Raw genomic sequence first — 16,248 nt, forward strand, 5'->3', positions numbered from 1 at the left:
AAGCGGATGAACACGGCCGGAAAAGCGAGCAGGTGGAAGAGATTTACCAGTCAGTTGGATTTGCAGTCCATGGTTTGGCCGGGCATTATCTTTGTATTCATTTTTAGCTACATTCCGATGTATGGCGTGGTGATGGCGTTCCAGCAATACGATATTTTCGGCGGCATGATGAATAGCCCCTGGGTTGGTTTTATGCAATTCAGAATGTTCTTCGAGGCGCCGGAGTTCTGGAATGTGATGCGAAACACCCTTGTGATTAGCCTGCTTAAATTGATTATTTCTTTTCCTGCCCCGATACTGCTTGCGCTGATGCTGAATGAAGTCGGGCATATGGGCTTCAAACGCGTGATCCAGACCGTCAGCTATTTACCTTATTTCCTGTCCTGGGTTATTGTATCCGGTTTCGTATTTTCGCTGCTATCCGTAGATAACGGAACGGTAAACTACGTGCTGGAGCGGTTCAATCTGGCCGGGGAGCCCATTAACTTCCTGGCGGTACCCAAGTATTTCTGGTCCATTCTGGTAAGTGTAAATGTGTGGAAGGAAGTCGGGTTTGGAAGCATCGTCTATCTGGCTGCGATTGCCGGCATTGATCCGACCCTGTATGAGGCTGCATCCATAGACGGAGCAAGCCGGTTTAAGCAAATTCACCTGATTACACTCCCCAGCATTACCCCCATTATCGTCATCTTTATGATTCTTGCCATCGGCGGTCTGCTCAGTGCGGGCTTCGAGGATATTCTGCTGCTGGCAACCAATCCAATCCTGCGACCCTACTCCGATGTTATCGACACCTATGTGTACCGCGTCGGGATATTAAATGCCAGATTCTCTTATGCGACAGCGGTAGGGCTGTTCAAAGCGGTGATCAGTGTCATTCTGCTGGTGACAGCCAACACAATCGCCCGCCGGGCAGATGTTAGTCTCTGGTAGGTACTACTATAGCGAATGCTTCCGGGTGCAAGTTTTATTGCGATGTATCGACTGTAAGTAATGCTCCATAAACCTTTTAGGAGGGGTGAACATTGAGACTAAGCCTGGGCGATAAAGTGATGCAGCGGACTATTTATATCCTTTTGACACTGCTGGCGCTACTCATGCTGTACCCGTTTTGGAATGCGCTCGTCATTTCCTTTAATCTGGGGAGCGATACGGCGCTCGGCGGTGTAACCCTGTTGCCAAGAGCATTTACCCTGGAAAATTATTATATTGTGTTTCAGGATGACCGCCTGTTGAATTCGTTTCTGATCACTATTCTTAGAACGCTAAGCGGCACGGCATTATCCGTCTTCTTCACGGCCCTGTTAGCCTACGGCATGTCCAAGAAGACCTTGCTTTTCCGCAAACCATATATGGTGTTCTTCATGATTACAATGTTCTTCAGCGGAGGACTCATCCCCAGTTACTTACTCATTCGCTCTTTGGGCCTGCTGGACACCTTTTGGGTTCTGATTATTCCCGGCATCATCAGCGTCTGGAACATGATTGTCATCCGCACCTTCTTCAGCGCTTTACCTGAGGGACTGGAAGAATCCGCCAAAATCGATGGCAGCAGCAACTACGGTATTTTCTTCCGGATCGTGATTCCCGTCTCCGGCCCGGTGCTGGCCACGATATCTTTATTCACCGCAGTAAGTTACTGGAACGACTGGTTTACGGGAGCGATCTATATTACCAAGGATCACTTGCTTCCTATACAGACGCTGCTGCGGCAGGTGATGAACTCCAACATTATGACCCAGATTGGCTCCTCGAATGCGATCGCGCTGGATCATATGAACCGGAACCGGACGATTACCACGAAGTCACTGACTATGGCTACGATGATGATCGCTACCATTCCGATTATCCTGACCTACCCTTTTCTCCAGAAGTACTTTGTTAAGGGTGTAATGGTCGGTTCATTGAAAGAATAGCACTCCCCATCTTACGTAGAAAGAAGGAAAAAGAATGCGCAAACGCCTAAAATGGGTAGCTCTTTTGCTGACTTCGCTGGTGCTTCTGCTTGCTGCTTGCAGCGGAGGGGGAAATTCTGACACTTCGCAGAACAATCTGAATTCTGGGGCCGCCACAGATGACGGCAGCGGGATCAAGCCTGTCACCTTCAGCTTCTATGGCAACTACGACTGGCTTACGACCTCACCTTGGGGGGAGAACGAGGCGACCAAGTGGATTCAGGAGAACCGCAAGGTTACGGTTGAACCGATACAATCCGGAGGAGCAGCCGGAGAAAAGCTCAACACGATGATCGTCGGCGGTGATTTGCCGGATGTTATTTTTACGGACCGGGGGTCCTCAGTAGAACGGCTGGTGCAGGCAGGGCAGCTCGTTGCACTGGATGAATATTATGAGAAATATCCGAACTTCAAGAAATATGTGAAGGAATCGACCCTGAATCTGCTCCGTTCAGATGACGGGCAAATCTATCAAATTCCGAACTGGTATACCTCCGGGCAATTCGGAAACGGCGGGTGGATGGTGAATAAGGATATTTATAACGCACTCGGCAGACCGGTGCTGGAGACCTTTGATGACTTATATCAGTATTTGCTCATGGTGCAAGACAAGTACCCGGATGTAGTCCCTCTGGAGGTTGGGGAGAAGGGGGCAGGTCTGGAAATTATGTATGGCGGTTTCAGGGAGAACTCCACCAGCAAGTTCGTTACACTCATGGGGCATCCGCAAGGCGACAAGCTGACATCTATCCTGGACGATCCCGCTTACGAGGAGATGGTGCTGTACATCAATAAGCTGTACCGCGAGCGGCTGATTACACAGGACGCGCTGCAGCAGACCCAGGATGCGGTCAAGGAAAAGGTCAATACCGGCCGGGTAGCGGTCATGGTCGAATCCAATATCACTACGTATGGAGCCGAGGGACACCGGGCATTGACGGCGAACAATCCGGACAGCGGTTATGAAATTATCTGGCCTGTCCACAAAGCAGGAATAGACAAGACCAAAGTATTTGTAAGCGGCTTTGAGACGCTGGGCTGGAACGTCAGTGTCATTACCAAACAAGCCAAGGACCCGGAGGCTATCTTCGCTTACTTTGACTGGATTACGGGTCCAGAGGGACAAAAGGTGCTGTTCTTCGGCCCTAAGGGCTTATACTGGGATGAAGAGGACGCGGATGGAGCGCCTATTCCGAATGAGAAATACAAGACCACCCCTGCTAACGAGCGTACGGATACGATGAGAAAATTCGAGGACTTTAACTGGGCGGGAAATACGACCTTCATTGATACGGCGAAAATGAGCCTCGAGGCGCTGCTCTCGGCGAACCAGAAATCATGGGAGACCGTGGCGCAGTCTACGGTGACCTGGAAAACCGCGCTCGACATTACGGAATTCGTAAATACCGACCCGCTTCCCGATACGGAGACCGGCATCATCGCACAGAATGTCGCGGATATCTATACCCTTGCTTACGCGCAGATGGTTCAGGCGAAGTCGGATGAAGAGGTGCTGGCGGCACTGGAGACGGCTAAGAAGAACACCGCAAAGGCAGGGCTGGATAAGCTGCTTGAGTTCAGAACCGAAAAGTGGCAGGAAAATGTTAAGAAAATCAACGCTACGAAATAACTCTTGTTAGAAGTTCAATAAGACTATGATGTGGAGGCGAGATTATGACATTTGCACGGAGATCGGGGTTCAAGGCAGTGCTGGGTATCGTGTTGGTTTCTTCGGTAGCGGGTGGTTCCCTTCCCCTTCCGGCCCAGGCCGAGGACCAGAGCAATCCCCCTTTCGAGACGGAAGTGATTGTACGGACCGTGAACCAGTTCAAGAACATGGCGGATGTGCAGAATTTCATCGGGCTGTCCACAAGCTACGGGGTCGATGTCATCAGCATGAACGTGAAGCAGGATGAAGATGATGAGGTTCCGTCCGGCAGTGTATTTTATCAGAGTAATATCGCGCCCATTGCCCAGGGCTACCAGAATTTCGATGCCCTGCAGGCTGTCATTACGGCAGCTCATGCCGCAGGAATTAAGGTTCATGCCTGGATTCCCCAGTTCCATGACCAGCAGGCCTTCCTGGCTCACGATGAATGGCAGATGCAGGCGCTGGTGGACGGGCTTCAGACTCCGTTTACAGGCTCTAACGGCAACGAATATTTCGTCAATCCAATTCATCATGAAGTGCAGCAGTATGAGCGTTCCATCATTCAGGAAGTGATTGAGAATTATGATGTGGACGGGGTTGTGTTGGACTGGATCCGCTTCGACAATTACAACATGGACGTTAGTGATTACACGGTTGCGAAGTATCAGGCGGAGTTCGGGTATTCGCCGCTCAGCATTGACTTTGATACGGATTCGCCGCAGCGTCAGCAGTGGAACGAATGGAGAACGGAACAAATTGGACAGTATGTAGGCGATATCCGTGAGGATATTGCTGCATCCCCGAATCCGGATGTGCAGCTTGGTGTGTATATTTTGCCGCCGGAATTTACAGAGGTTGGACAGAATGTAGCCAAGTTCAAGGACGAGATCGACTTTGTCGCACCGATGGCGTACTTCGATGACTGGGAGTTCAACAGTGATTGGGTATACAGCACTTCCTACGGCATCCTGAAGGATACGAGCGACCGGATCAGCGGCAGTGCTGCGGACATCGTAGCCACCTTGGATAATGACTGGACCGATGATCAATATCAGGAGGTCTACAAAGGCATCCGCGAGAATTATCCGGACGTGAAGCGCCTGGCGTTCTTTGCCTACGGGGCCTGGCCGGAAGATGAGCTGGCGAACATCCATGAACGTGAGACCTGGCCGACACCAGGCTGGACGGCTCCGGTAGAGCAAGACTATCCGGCCCAGCTGCCCGCTGTGTGGAAGGCGCGGAATATCGGTTCCATGCCGGGGAACGCCACCTACAATGCTTCCAATAAGCAATTTACACTCAGCAGCAGCTCGACGGATATTTGGGGGAATGCGGATCAGCTGAATTATATATACCAGCCCGTGAGCGGCAATGCGGAGATTGTTGTTAAGGTGCAGTCCACCAGCTGGCTGGACGGCTGGGCCAAGGCTGGCATTATGATCCGGGAGTCCCTGGTCCATAATTCGAAGCACGCGGATATGATGCTTACCCCCGGGAATGGGGCGACCTTCCAGTATCGTGCTGAAACCGCAGGCGATATGACCGACCATACGGCGGCCGCCTCGGCTCCGAAATGGCTGAAGCTGACCAGAACCGGAAATACGTTCAAAGGGTCGATTTCGGCAAGCGGGAGCAGCTGGCAGACGGTCGGAACGGTTCAGATCCCCATGAAACGTAAGGTGTATATCGGCATAGCGCTCAGCAATCCGGGGAATGATTCGCGGGGCAAGGCCGTGTTTGGAAATGTGAAGGTTACGGACTAAGCCTAAGCATAAGAGCCGCAGAACCAATATGAGCTATATAGTGAGGCCGAAGGAGGCGTGAATATGACTATGCCGCTACGGGAACGGCAGTATTACTTCCGGGACTACTACGATCAGGGTGAGGAGCTGGTGCTGGAAGGGCAGCAGCTGAGAATCGGGCTGACTTCAAAGTTCTCCATGATCCAGAAGTGGGAGTGGCCGCTTGCTGCGGATGGCCCGATTGTAATTATTGAACCGCTACAAGAAGGAGAGGCACCCGCACCGGGCAATGCCACGCTGGAGCTTGAATATGAGGGATCGCTTAAGGCGGATGGCTACCGGCTGGACATCCGTAAGGACGGAAAAATTACAATTGCAGCCTCCAATAAGCGAGGACTAAGGTATGGGATGGATGCTCTGCACCACCTGCTGCGCATAGATGAAGGGAAGTGCCGGTTGCCCGTGGCTACCCTTCACGATGAGCCTTCTTTTCCGGTCCGCGGCATTATTGAGGGCTTCTATGGCACGCCGTGGAGCTTTGATGACCGGATGGATGCTGTGCGCTATATGGCGGCTCACCGCATGAACGCCTTCATGCATGCTCCCAAGGATGATCTCTATCACCGTGAGCTGTGGCGTGAGCCTTATCCTGAGGCTATGTTTGCCCAGATACGTGAGCTGAAGCAGGAATGTGACGTCCAACTGGTAGACTTCTATTATTGCATTAGTCCGGGGAACGATCTGCAGTTTCGCAGTGAAGATGATTTTGCCAGTCTGGAAGCGAAGCTGGGGGCGATGATCGCCATCGGTGTCCGGCATTTCGCTCTGCTCATGGACGACATCGACTACGCATTGTCTGGGGAGAACCTCCATTACCTGGAGCGCTCCGGACTGGCGCACGCCTATGTGGCCAACCGTGTCTATGACTATTTGAGCCGTCAGTTGCAGAAGGTTACTCTGGTGATGTGCCCCTCTGAGTACTGGTCCTCCTGGGATACCGAATATAAGCGGGATATCCGCGAGAAGCTGCATACGGACATCAAGGTATTCTGGACCGGCTCTGCCGTCTTTGCCGGGCAAGTCGGAAGCAGGGATGCACGGAATAATTACAGCTATTACGGACATGAGCTGTGGCTGTGGGACAACATACCCGTCAATGATGCCGACTACGACCGGCTGTTTCTGGACCCGGTTCGCGGACGTTATTCGCAGCTTGATCAGACCGGACACCAGGCAGTGGTAGCGAATCCGATGGTTCAATGGGAATGCTCCAAGATTACACTGAACACAATGGCCCACTACATGTGGAACAGTGAGCGTTATATGCCGGAGCTTTCCTGGGAGCTGTCGGTCCGGGAGTTCGCCGGAGAGCTGGCAGACGATATGATGTTCTTCTGCAGCCAGAATCTAAATAGCCAGCTCTATAGCGGTGGATATGAGGAACTGAAAGAGGCCTTGCAGAGCAAGGATATCCCGAGGCTTGATTTGTATTTCGACCGCCTGGAGAGCGTCTCCTACCGGTTACTTGAAATGGAGAATTCCAAGTTTAAGGAAGAGGCAGGGCCCTGGCTGCAAAGAGCGCTGGCGGATGTAGAGCTGTGGAGAGCCTTGCGGCAGAAGGTTGCCGGCACGCCTCTGCCCGGAGCCGATGAAGAATTGCGCAAGCGGGCTGAAGCCTGTCAGGCCTTTGAGGTCCGGCTGGGAAGTGATCCCGCCTGGAAAGCCGCCGAAGTCTGGGGATTTGCTGTCAGGGAAGGAAAGGACGGATACCGGCTGACGGTGGATGCGGAGGCTGGAATATAATCGGCAGAGCACAGTGCCAAGCAGTAAAGTAATAAGCCAAGCGTAAACGTCTCCCCTGACTCATCATGCTTGGTGAAGCTGGAAATATAACGGCCGTGCTTCGTACGACACGTTTAAGCCTTCCCTTACCCTTCGGGGAAGGGGAGGTTTTTTGGTATTTGTATTTTTGTAATGTGAAAAGTGAATGAAATCACAATCTATTTTTGCCGGAGTGGTAAATTAAAGCTATCAAGTTAATCCGGGAGGATTTGTTATGAGCAGATATGAACAACAAAGAAATTTTCTGAAATCCAATTTTCATGAATTCAAACATATTAAAACAGACAAGATCAAAGGAATGGCCCAGTCGCCAATGGTTAAGCCGTTTGATCCGGAATCACTAATTATTGATCTGCCGAAGGTCAGCAGAGATGTAGTGAGTGAAGAGAATATCTTTGATTGTATCGGGCAAAGAAGAAGTACACGCTTCTATTCTGCCGACACTTTGAGTCTGGAGGAATTGTCCTATTTATTATGGGCTACCCAAGGGATTACCGGCATGAGCAAGAACGGGCTTACGCTGCGGACCGTGCCCTGCAGTGGGGCAACACACACCTTTGAAACCTATTTAATGATTATGCGGGTAGAGGGCATTCCTCAAGGGATCTACAGATACCTTCCGGTGGAGCATAAGCTCTTGTTCATGTTTGAATTAGATCAGCTGGAACAGAAGATTGATGCGATCACTCTGGATCAACCCTTTGTCCCTAACTTTGCCCGCAAGGCTTCCGTGCTGTTTGCCTGGAGTACCACACCGTACCGCTCCGAATGGAAATATGATATTTCCGCTCACAAAAAAATCCTCATCGATGTAGGACATGTCTGCCAGAACCTGTATTTAGCCAGTGAATCCATCGGTGCAGGCGCCTGCGCCATTGGCATCTATGATCAGAAGCTGATTGATGAGGTATTGGAGTTAGACGGTGATGAGGAGTTTGTTATCTATCTTGGCGCAGTGGGGAAGAAACGGGAATAGCTGCCTTGGCGAATTGAAAGTATAGCTGCCGTCTTCTGGGGCGATGCGTTAAACCTTCCTTTACCCTTTGGGGTGAGGGAAGGTTTTTTTCGAAATGAATATAAGCCATTTATTAAGTGATATTGGAGCTGATAAACTATGCCGGATATTAAAAAACTGGATTGGATCACCGCCAAAGTAAATGATTTTACAGTTAATGATCTGAAGTTAATTACGGATTTCAGATATTGGGTTGAAGTGGATACGGTGCAGCTGTTTGATGAATACAATATTCCCATGCTGCTGATCAACTTTATTTTATTGTCTAAAGGGGATAAACGAACATATAAGGTCACCATTCATTTCAAAAAAGTAGGGAGTCTTCAACTAGCTGCTGGAGGAGCAGTAATCCAATTAAGCTTGTTTGAGATTTTGAATATTTCGGATAGGGGCTGGGAATCGGTTAAATATCTTGTCAGGGATTTTGAGAATGAGGACCGGTTTAACTTCTATTGTAATGACATTGAAGTCATTGCTATTGAGGAAATCGATTGGATTATCGGCTAGATGTTATCATAAAGGCAATCTGGGTAATGCATATATGTTAATCACACCCTACTTGCATTAATGTTGTACATATTGCAACTCTGAGGCCTAGATATCCGTGTATTCGCTAGGATTGGATTATGGCCGAGATGAGTAGGGGAATGTTGTATTTTGGGTAGGATTTTCACAAAAGGAACAAGTGAGGCCTGTGAGTATTATCTATACTCAATAATATATTGGAAGTAGTCCGCTGCGCTCTGATTGATTTCTTCATCACTAGCCTGAAAGGAGGCTCCGAAGACGGCGAAATAGGGTAATGCGATCGCACCCACATGCGCGGCACTGGCTTTAAACGGGGCTATAACCTCATCTACTGTAAAAGAAACGGAACCGGCTGTCTGGTAATTTTCCTGCTTATCACCGATTGACATAGCTATTCCCAGCTTCTTTCCACTCAGCTTATTCCCGTTTGAACCATACGCCCAGCCGTGGGTGAAGACGTCATCCAGCCACTTTTTCAGTAGAGGCGGGTAACTATACCAATATAAAGGAAATTGAAAAATAATATGGCTGTGTGCTTCGAGTAAACTTTGCTCTTTCGGAACATCAATGCTCCAGTCCGGGTACTCCTTGTAAAGCTCATGGACCGTAACTTCCTCTGGATGCTGCAGCAGCTCTTGTTTCCATCTTTTGTTTACTCTTGAAGCTTCGATATTTGGATGTGCTAGGATCACAAGGGTTTTCATAATCAGTCACCTTTCCGGCGGGGATTTGCTTTATGCAGCTGTTTATATTATTTTGGAAGCCAGTAAAAATGTAAATACACACAATAAAGTAACAGGGTTACCTCAAAGTGTGCATTGGACTAAGGTTCGTTATATGGCATGATAGAAATCATAAGATAAGTTAGGCTAAATTAATTAGGGTGTGATGAGGTGGCAGGAATGAAAGAATATCATTTAGGCATAGAAGCAACGCTTGAAATTCTCGGAGGAAAGTGGAAAGCGTTAATCATATGTAATCTAATGTCGGGTAAGAAACGGACAAGTGAATTACAGCGCATTATCCCGGGCATCTCGCAAAAGGTTCTGATCCAGCAGCTCCGCGAACTCGAAAGGGACGGAATGATCGGCAGACAGGTCTATCATCAAATGCCGCCCAAAGTTGAATATTATATAACGGAATATGGAACAACAGCCAATGGAATTATTGACGTAATGTGTTCATGGGGCAGAGCCAACATTGCAATTCGACAGCAGCAGGGTGAAGAAGTGATGTTGCTGGAAAATATTCCGAACGATTAGTAAACCTGCGTTCCCTCACTATATAAAATGACCGCCATTGACAATAGTTTGACATCAAACTATAATCCATGTATGGAAACTAGAGATGTGATTTCGCTGATCTCCAAGATCAGAGAGAAGGTTAACCGGTTCATTGCCCAAGAGATGGTGAAGCAGGGCATAGAGGGGATAGGCACTTCGCACGGGGACATTATTTATGCGCTGCTGCAGAAGCCGAGGCTTACTATGGCAGAGATCTCCGCCAAAATTAATAAAGACAAATCGACCGTCACGGCACTGGTGGATAAGCTGGTCCGGCTTGGTATGGTGACGAAAGAAAGGGAGAAGGAGGACACCAGGTTTGTGTACGTTGCTCTGACGGGGAAGGGGAGGGGGCTGGAAACGGTTTTTGAGGCGATATCCGCAGACATGCTGGAGCAGTTTTACCTCAATGTCACCGAACAGGAGAAGGAGGCGCTGCTGAGCATTTTAATTAAAATCAATAACAACTTCTAAAAAAATATATTATATAGTTTGATATCAAACTAAAATTCAAAGGAGGAAATACTTGTGAGAGATTACACGACAGAATTGCCGCCGCATACAGAGAAATACATCGGAGAGAACGATCTGTATCTGCAGATATTTGCAGGAAGGAACCTCCCGGAAGACGCTGACCGCAGGCCACCTTTACTATTCGTGCATGGTGCCTTTACCGGAAGCTGGATGTGGAGCAAATACATTCCTCATTTTATCCGTGAAGGCTGGACCTGTTATGTCATGAATCTGAGAAGCCATTACAGAAGCAGAGTGCTGGATATGACGGAGATAACCTTCGGGGACTATCTGGAGGATATCAGCGAGGTTATCGCTGAGTGCGGGGCTCCGCCTATTGTGATCGGGTTCAGCATGGGCGGGATTCTGAGCCAAAAGCTGGCGGAAACGGCAGTTCTAGCTGGGCTTATGCTGATCGACTCAAGTATTTGTAAGGAGGTTCATGACCGGGTGCCTTACCGGGACATCGTCCGGACACAACCTGGCCTCGTAGTGCCTGCCCCGGTTCGTGAGGAGCTTACAAGCATAGATGAATCGGCAGAGGATATAGCTTTCCAAAGGAAGTACCTGACCATGGAGTCTGCCAAGGCGTTTAGCGCTTTTTCTTATCATTACGGTGCGGACGGAATTCCGGTAGACAGCCGGTCCATTACTTGCCCTTGTCTGGTTATCCATGCTGTTAACAGTGCGGAGGACGACCGCAGGGGCAAAGTAAACGCAGAGCATTTTCATGCAGAATATAAAGGCCTGTGGAACACCACCCATACCGGTCTGCTCGTAGGGCAGCGGTATCTGGAAGCAGTGGAGACTGTTCTGGAGTGGCTGAGAAGATTATTTTAGAGCGGAGGAAGAACGGAAGACCTCCTATACGGACTCAGGAGTGCTTAATTCTCCGAAAAGGAATGAATTGAGCAGAGTAAATAAAAAGCCGCATGAACCGGATGATCCGGTTGCTTGCGGCCTTGTTTGAGTGTGGATTTTCAAGTTGAAAAATAGTTCAATCTATATACATCCGGTTAGATTAATGGAATTTGACAGTCTTGATCCGTGATTCCTGTTCGTAAGTAAGCGGGCTTGGCGTTTGCGGTGTGTGCAAATGGCGCTCTACGCTGTATTCCATTTTCCGGTAGTCTTCTTCCCCAGAAGCCATCCCAGGCTGCCACATTCCGGTTACCCAATTCTTCAGTTCCTTAATTCCTGCCAGCATTGCATTCATCCTCCTTGGCGATGAAATCCGATGGTTAATAGGGTTTCGATCACTTTTGTTTACGCTTTCATTATAACACGGATCAGTTGAAAATCAAAGGTGTGTCCGTGTGAAATAGACAACAAAAGAGTACAAAGTGTGAATTGGAGAGGGTTTGTGCTTTGTGAAAGGAGTTATGTCCTTGTGGGGGAGACAATAGGCAATGAGGAATGGTAAAAGAACAAGCGACTGCCGGAAATGGCGGTCGCTTGCAGCAAATTCCTGTATGGCAAGCTTATTTTATACGTTTCAATGCGGCTTCCTCATCAATAGAACGTCTGGCCAGCATGTCCAGTGTAGAATCATGTATGGTTAATGTTTGTCTAACCGCTCGAGAGTGTCCCTGGTTGCAATGACTTCAGCATTGACTTCGGATACAGCCTGCTGGATCAGCGGGATCAGCTTCGTGTCTTCTTTGATGCTGTCAATATCAGCCTTCATTGTGCCCAGATCGGACTTAACCTCGCTCAGATCAGATTTCATTCCCTGTAATTCCGTAAGAATCTGTTGCAAAATCGGATCGCTCATCGTCACAGCTCCTCAAATATGGATTACATCAGAAGCGGACTTTTTGGATTATGTTTAATTATTATAGCATAAGCCGGGGGGACAGGCCGAGGAAAAAGAGCAAACTAGCTGAAGCGCGGCAATCCTGCCTGGAGCAAAGAAAATCTCTAATAATGAATGTTTTAACCAGAGGATGTCTAAGAGCCTTCTTTTATCCTGCGAGATGAAAGAGGGTTTTTTATTGCGGCAGCCTTAAATATCCAAGAAAATCTTGGGTATACTATACCAAACGAACGGGGAAGGAGGGCATCTATGGAACCGGACACACAGAATATTCCTACCCTGCGGCATATTCTTAATGAATTCGATCAGTGTGCGGATCTCAGCCACCGGCGCTTTCCTGAACTCTCCGCCGATATTGTGTATTTCCCGCATACGGTGGATAACAATCTGCTAATCCAGGAAATATTGCGGCCCTTTGACCGGCTTCAAGCGGATGGGCTGGATAAGTTGTTCCTCCAGTCCCAATTTGTTGAGACAAGGGAGTCCAAAGCTGTGGTGGTCGGCATACTGGAGGGCTGTGTAGCTGTCTTCCACGGGGAAGCTGTCTACTTACTGGACGCCTACGGCCAGGAAGGCCGCAGTGTACAGCAGTCGGAAACGGAGACGGTAATTGCCGGCCCTCACGATGCTTTTGTAGAATCCGCTCCTACGAACCTGAGCTTAATCCGCCGCCGGATCAAAAGCTCGCATCTGAAAATTATCCAGTGTGAGATCGGAGAAATTTCCAAAACAACTGTGTACATCCTTTATATCAAGGATATTGCCAATCTTAAATATGTCCGGGATCTGCAGAACCGGATCAACCGGATTGAGACAGATGCGATTAATGACGGGGGGACGCTGACCCAATTCATTGAGGATATGCCGAATTCGGTCTTCCCGCAGTTTCTGACTACGGAAAGACCTGATGTGGCTGTGTCGAAGCTGGCCGCCGGACGGATCATCACCATCGTTGACAATAGTCCCACAGCGATCAGTGCGCCATCCTCCTTTTTTGAATTCTTCTCATCACCGGATGATTACTACCAGCGCTGGGCACTGGGAACGGGACTGCGGCTGCTCCGGTTTCTGGCTCTTGTAATAACGATTTCATTCACGGCGATGTATGTGTCGGTAACTACCTTTCATTATGAGATGATTCCGGAAGCACTGCTCCGAACGTTGGCCGAATCACGGAACAGGGTGCCGTTTCCTCCTGTTTATGAAGCGCTGCTGATGGAAATCATGATCGAGCTGCTGCGGGAAGCCGGAGCGCGTCTGCCAACCAAAATTGGCCAGACGATCGGGATCGTAGGCGGGATTGTGATTGGTCAAGCGGCTGTACAGGCTGGTCTGACAAGTAATGTGCTTATTATCGCAGTAGCCTCATCTGCCATTGCCTCTTTTGTAATTCCCAGCTATATGATGAGCGCCTCCATCCGCCTGATCCGCTTCGGAATCATAATACTCACCGGAATATGGGGCAATATTGGACTTGTAATGGGTATAGCCCTGATCGTAATTCATTTATCCAACCTGACGAGTCTGGGCTCGTCCTATCTGACCCCTATTGCTCCTATGAAGACGGGGGACTGGAAGGATGTATTTATCCGTGCTCCTTTCTCGAAGCTGAACAGCCGTCCGTCCCAGAGCAAGACCATGAATTCTATCAGGCAAAAAAACAAAAAGTAGGAGTGGACGTTATGCCCGAAAAGCTGCGCCCCTTTCATATTGCCGTTCTAATGCATTTGACCCAATCCGGAATTGTAATCTTCACATTGCCCCGCAATCTGGCTGAATATTTCGGTACCAACGGATGGCTTTTTCTGGTGCCGTGTATCGTAGTCTCTACCTTCAATATCTATTTAATTTCACTGGTCTTCCGGCTTGGTCAAGGGAGGTCTGTATTTGAAATTATGGAGCAGTCGATTCCAAGGGCGGTGCTGTATCCTTTTTATGGCGGTCTGGCTGCGGTCTGGCTTGTTTTTGGCTGCATGATCGGCAAGAAATACGTGCTAATCTTCCAAATGCTGTCCTTCCCAACAACGAATCCCATGGTGTTCAAGCTGGCTATGGACATTCTGGCCTTTCTGATGATTACCAAAGGAATCTATTCCATCTCCAAAGCGGCTACGCTGTTCTTCTGGCTGTCCGCCTGGATGTATCTGCTCATGCTGTGGTTTTTTCCGTCGTTCCGCTGGGAACGCCTGACTCCGTTTATTCTTAAAGGCGGGCATGATCAGCTTAAAGGAGCCATGGAGATCTATTCCGCTTTTCTCGGTTACGAATTATCGATACTGCTGTTTCCTTACGTGAACAAGAACAAAAAGGCTATGGCGGGTGTCCATGCGGGAAATCTCTATTTAGCTGTGCTATATATCTCGCTGGCGATCATCTGCTTCGGGTTCTTCAGTCTGGGGCAATTGAAAAAACTGCTCTATCCCTTGCTTGATTTGCTGGCGTATATCCAATTCCCGTTTATAGAGAGGCTGGAGAATCTGCTGTACGGTCTGTTTCTGTTCCCGGTTCTGGTCACTGTTGTAATGTACTGGTGGGCGGCACAAGAGTCGGTGCGAAGAATACTTCCCAGGATAAAACTATCCTTGCTCACCTTCCTGCTGATTGCGATTTCCTACAGCATCTCTTTTATTCCGAAGACACTGGATGCAGTGGGGGTCTGGATCACTAATCTGGGGTATGCGGTGACCGGGATTGCTTTCGGATTTCCGGTACTATTGCTTCTATTGCTGCTGATTCAGCGGAAAGGGGGAGAGGTCCGTGCATAGACAGAACTATAGCATGGCAAGGTTGTTCCTGATTCTATTGCTTCTGCCTCCTCTGCTGCTGACCGGATGCAAAAGCGACGAGAGAATCCTTGAGAAGCTGGGCCTGGTGCAGACGGCGAGCTATGATCTTGCAGAGAATAACAGGATCAAAGTTACCTCCTGCGTCCCGGTCATTGACCCGAATTCCTCCGTACGCCGCGAGTTGCTGTCTACTGTCTCGGATAGCATTAAGGAAGCGGGAATCATGTTCTCCAGACAGACAGATTTGACGGTTGTCAGCGGGCAGCTCAGAGATGCATTGTTTGGCCTGAAGCTGGCCAAAGCCGGACTCGGGGATTACATTGATACCCTGCTGCGGGACCCCTCTATAGCCCTTGGCGTCAAGGTTACGATTATTAACGGAGATGCCGGTGAAATTCTGGCCAAGGAGTACAAGCCGCATACGGATACCGGAAGATATATCAATCACCTGCTGGAGAAAGAGGCGGCCGGCAACAGCATTCCCAATACCACACTGTATGAATTCTCCCGCGACTATAATGACGATGGCATAGATCCGGTGGCACCGATAGTAAGGGATAGCGGGGACAAAGCCGTTATTGACGGTATTGCCTTATTTCAGGAGGACCGTTACAGAATGAAGATTCCGGCTCAAGACGGGATATTCTTCGGACTGTTCCGTGATGATCTAAGACAGGGAGAGGTTGCTCTCCATTTGGGCGAAGAGGCCGGACGGCCGGCGGTAGTGATGTTCAGTTCATTATTGAATTCACGCAAGGTGAAGGTTCATCGTCTGGGGGCAGACCGGTTCAAAGTCGAGCTTCTGGCGAACATCCAGGGCTCTGTGCTTGAATATACCGGACACCATTCTCTGAATAAGGCCGGGATAAGGCAACAGCTGGAGCGGGATATCGCAGACGTGATTATGGCCAAAGCCAAAGAAATGGTGCTGCAAATGCAGCAGCATAACGTGGATAGTCTCGGAATCGGGATACAGGTAAGGAACTCTTTGAGTTATAAAGAGTGGAATCAAATGAATTGGCGGGAGGTATATCCGCAGGTGGAGATAGCGTGCAAGGCCAAGGTGACAATCAAGGATTACGGGAAATACATGTAGGCACTACCCTAATTATTTCAA

General features: G+C 49.1%; 16 protein-coding genes. 13 read left to right on the forward strand and 3 right to left on the reverse strand.

Annotation, left to right across the window (positions count from 1 at the left end; all coding sequences use genetic code 11):
• Positions 1 to 6: 6 nt before the first annotated feature.
• The 7 genes from MKX70_RS11925 (at position 7) to MKX70_RS11955 (ending at position 8,712) form a co-directional block, all read left to right on the forward strand.
• A complete protein-coding gene (locus MKX70_RS11925) occupies positions 7 to 933 on the forward strand; it encodes an ABC transporter permease (protein WP_042239162.1) in 927 nt (308 codons plus the stop codon).
• A gap of 119 nt (positions 934 to 1,052) precedes the next feature.
• On the forward strand, positions 1,053 to 1,916 hold the full coding sequence (locus MKX70_RS11930) for a carbohydrate ABC transporter permease (RefSeq protein WP_042243378.1): 864 nt from the start codon (positions 1,053 to 1,055) through the stop codon (positions 1,914 to 1,916).
• Positions 1,917 to 1,950: 34 nt separating this feature from the next.
• Positions 1,951 to 3,585 carry an extracellular solute-binding protein gene (locus MKX70_RS11935; protein ID WP_042239159.1) on the forward strand — a complete coding sequence of 545 codons (1,635 nt, stop codon included), beginning with the start codon at positions 1,951 to 1,953 and terminating at the stop codon, positions 3,583 to 3,585.
• A 44-nt stretch (positions 3,586 to 3,629) separates the two neighbouring features.
• Positions 3,630 to 5,369 carry a family 10 glycosylhydrolase gene (locus tag MKX70_RS11940; RefSeq protein WP_340840063.1) on the forward strand — a complete coding sequence of 580 codons (1,740 nt, stop codon included), beginning with the start codon at positions 3,630 to 3,632 and terminating at the stop codon, positions 5,367 to 5,369.
• Positions 5,370 to 5,432: 63 nt separating this feature from the next.
• Positions 5,433 to 7,151: a beta-N-acetylhexosaminidase family protein gene (locus MKX70_RS11945; RefSeq protein ID WP_340840064.1), complete on the forward strand. Its 1,719-nt coding sequence runs from the start codon at positions 5,433 to 5,435 to the stop codon at positions 7,149 to 7,151.
• 253 nt (positions 7,152 to 7,404) lie between these two features.
• Entirely contained in the window at positions 7,405 to 8,166 is a 762-nt protein-coding gene (locus MKX70_RS11950) for a SagB/ThcOx family dehydrogenase (protein ID WP_340840065.1), read from the forward strand.
• A 138-nt stretch (positions 8,167 to 8,304) separates the two neighbouring features.
• Complete coding sequence (locus tag MKX70_RS11955) at positions 8,305 to 8,712, forward strand: hypothetical protein (protein ID WP_340840066.1); 408 nt, start codon at positions 8,305 to 8,307, stop codon at positions 8,710 to 8,712.
• Positions 8,713 to 8,906: 194 nt separating this feature from the next.
• On the opposite strand, the gene MKX70_RS11960 is transcribed toward MKX70_RS11955, so the two are convergent.
• On the reverse strand, positions 8,907 to 9,437 hold the full coding sequence (locus MKX70_RS11960; protein ID WP_340782926.1) for an NAD(P)H-dependent oxidoreductase: 531 nt from the start codon (positions 9,435 to 9,437) through the stop codon (positions 8,907 to 8,909).
• A gap of 198 nt (positions 9,438 to 9,635) precedes the next feature.
• On the opposite strand from MKX70_RS11960, the gene MKX70_RS11965 reads away from it, so the two are divergent.
• The 3 genes from MKX70_RS11965 to MKX70_RS11975 all read left to right on the forward strand — a co-directional run bounded on the left by MKX70_RS11965 (position 9,636) and on the right by MKX70_RS11975 (position 11,369).
• Positions 9,636 to 9,995: a winged helix-turn-helix transcriptional regulator gene (locus MKX70_RS11965; RefSeq protein ID WP_042239142.1), complete on the forward strand. Its 360-nt coding sequence runs from the start codon at positions 9,636 to 9,638 to the stop codon at positions 9,993 to 9,995.
• A gap of 87 nt (positions 9,996 to 10,082) precedes the next feature.
• Positions 10,083 to 10,490: a MarR family winged helix-turn-helix transcriptional regulator gene (locus tag MKX70_RS11970; RefSeq protein ID WP_340782931.1), complete on the forward strand. Its 408-nt coding sequence runs from the start codon at positions 10,083 to 10,085 to the stop codon at positions 10,488 to 10,490.
• Positions 10,491 to 10,544: 54 nt separating this feature from the next.
• Entirely contained in the window at positions 10,545 to 11,369 is an 825-nt protein-coding gene (locus MKX70_RS11975) for an alpha/beta fold hydrolase (protein ID WP_042239135.1), read from the forward strand.
• Positions 11,370 to 11,550: 181 nt separating this feature from the next.
• Here the strand turns inward: MKX70_RS11975 and MKX70_RS11980 are convergent, their stop codons facing one another.
• On the reverse strand, positions 11,551 to 11,736 hold the full coding sequence (locus MKX70_RS11980) for a hypothetical protein (RefSeq protein ID WP_039297739.1): 186 nt from the start codon (positions 11,734 to 11,736) through the stop codon (positions 11,551 to 11,553).
• 351 nt (positions 11,737 to 12,087) lie between these two features.
• On the reverse strand, positions 12,088 to 12,303 hold the full coding sequence (locus MKX70_RS11985; RefSeq protein WP_042239132.1) for a hypothetical protein: 216 nt from the start codon (positions 12,301 to 12,303) through the stop codon (positions 12,088 to 12,090).
• Positions 12,304 to 12,594: 291 nt separating this feature from the next.
• Here MKX70_RS11985 and MKX70_RS11990 point away from each other — a divergent pair, with 291 nt between their 5' ends.
• Genes MKX70_RS11990 through MKX70_RS12000 form a run of 3 tightly spaced genes read left to right on the forward strand, consistent with a single transcriptional unit; the run spans position 12,595 to position 16,227 of the window.
• Positions 12,595 to 14,016: a spore germination protein gene (locus tag MKX70_RS11990; protein ID WP_042239128.1), complete on the forward strand. Its 1,422-nt coding sequence runs from the start codon at positions 12,595 to 12,597 to the stop codon at positions 14,014 to 14,016.
• Between the two features lie 11 nt (positions 14,017 to 14,027).
• The gene (locus MKX70_RS11995; RefSeq protein ID WP_042239126.1) at positions 14,028 to 15,110 is read left to right on the forward strand and encodes a GerAB/ArcD/ProY family transporter; all 1,083 of its coding nucleotides are present in this window, start codon (positions 14,028 to 14,030) and stop codon (positions 15,108 to 15,110) included.
• Positions 15,103 to 16,227 (forward strand): Ger(x)C family spore germination protein, encoded by a 1,125-nt coding sequence (locus MKX70_RS12000; RefSeq protein WP_340782945.1) that lies wholly within the window; start codon positions 15,103 to 15,105, stop codon positions 16,225 to 16,227. Before MKX70_RS11995 ends, MKX70_RS12000 begins: the two co-directional genes overlap by 8 nt.
• The last annotated feature ends 21 nt before the right edge of the window (positions 16,228 to 16,248 follow it).

Source organism: Paenibacillus sp. FSL R7-0312, from assembly GCF_038004445.1.
Classification (GTDB): Bacteria; Bacillota; Bacilli; order Paenibacillales; family Paenibacillaceae; genus Paenibacillus_AQ.

What these genes read in the sequence shown, in the direction of transcription:
- MKX70_RS11945 (WP_340840064.1), top strand. Translation starts at nt 5,433, where the DNA reads ATGACTATGCCGCTACGGGAACGGCAGTATTACTTCCGGGACTACTAC.
- MKX70_RS11980 (WP_039297739.1), bottom strand. Translation starts at nt 11,736, where the DNA reads ATGCTGGCAGGAATTAAGGAACTGAAGAATTGGGTAACCGGAATGTGG.
- MKX70_RS11940 (WP_340840063.1), top strand. Translation starts at nt 3,630, where the DNA reads ATGACATTTGCACGGAGATCGGGGTTCAAGGCAGTGCTGGGTATCGTG.
- MKX70_RS11950 (WP_340840065.1), top strand. Translation starts at nt 7,405, where the DNA reads ATGAGCAGATATGAACAACAAAGAAATTTTCTGAAATCCAATTTTCAT.
- MKX70_RS11965 (WP_042239142.1), top strand. Translation starts at nt 9,636, where the DNA reads ATGAAAGAATATCATTTAGGCATAGAAGCAACGCTTGAAATTCTCGGA.
- MKX70_RS11995 (WP_042239126.1), top strand. Translation starts at nt 14,028, where the DNA reads ATGCCCGAAAAGCTGCGCCCCTTTCATATTGCCGTTCTAATGCATTTG.
- MKX70_RS11990 (WP_042239128.1), top strand. Translation starts at nt 12,595, where the DNA reads ATGGAACCGGACACACAGAATATTCCTACCCTGCGGCATATTCTTAAT.
- MKX70_RS11935 (WP_042239159.1), top strand. Translation starts at nt 1,951, where the DNA reads ATGCGCAAACGCCTAAAATGGGTAGCTCTTTTGCTGACTTCGCTGGTG.
- MKX70_RS11960 (WP_340782926.1), bottom strand. Translation starts at nt 9,437, where the DNA reads ATGAAAACCCTTGTGATCCTAGCACATCCAAATATCGAAGCTTCAAGA.
- MKX70_RS11985 (WP_042239132.1), bottom strand. Translation starts at nt 12,303, where the DNA reads ATGAGCGATCCGATTTTGCAACAGATTCTTACGGAATTACAGGGAATG.
- MKX70_RS11925 (WP_042239162.1), top strand. Translation starts at nt 7, where the DNA reads ATGAACACGGCCGGAAAAGCGAGCAGGTGGAAGAGATTTACCAGTCAG.
- MKX70_RS11930 (WP_042243378.1), top strand. Translation starts at nt 1,053, where the DNA reads ATGCAGCGGACTATTTATATCCTTTTGACACTGCTGGCGCTACTCATG.
- MKX70_RS11955 (WP_340840066.1), top strand. Translation starts at nt 8,305, where the DNA reads ATGCCGGATATTAAAAAACTGGATTGGATCACCGCCAAAGTAAATGAT.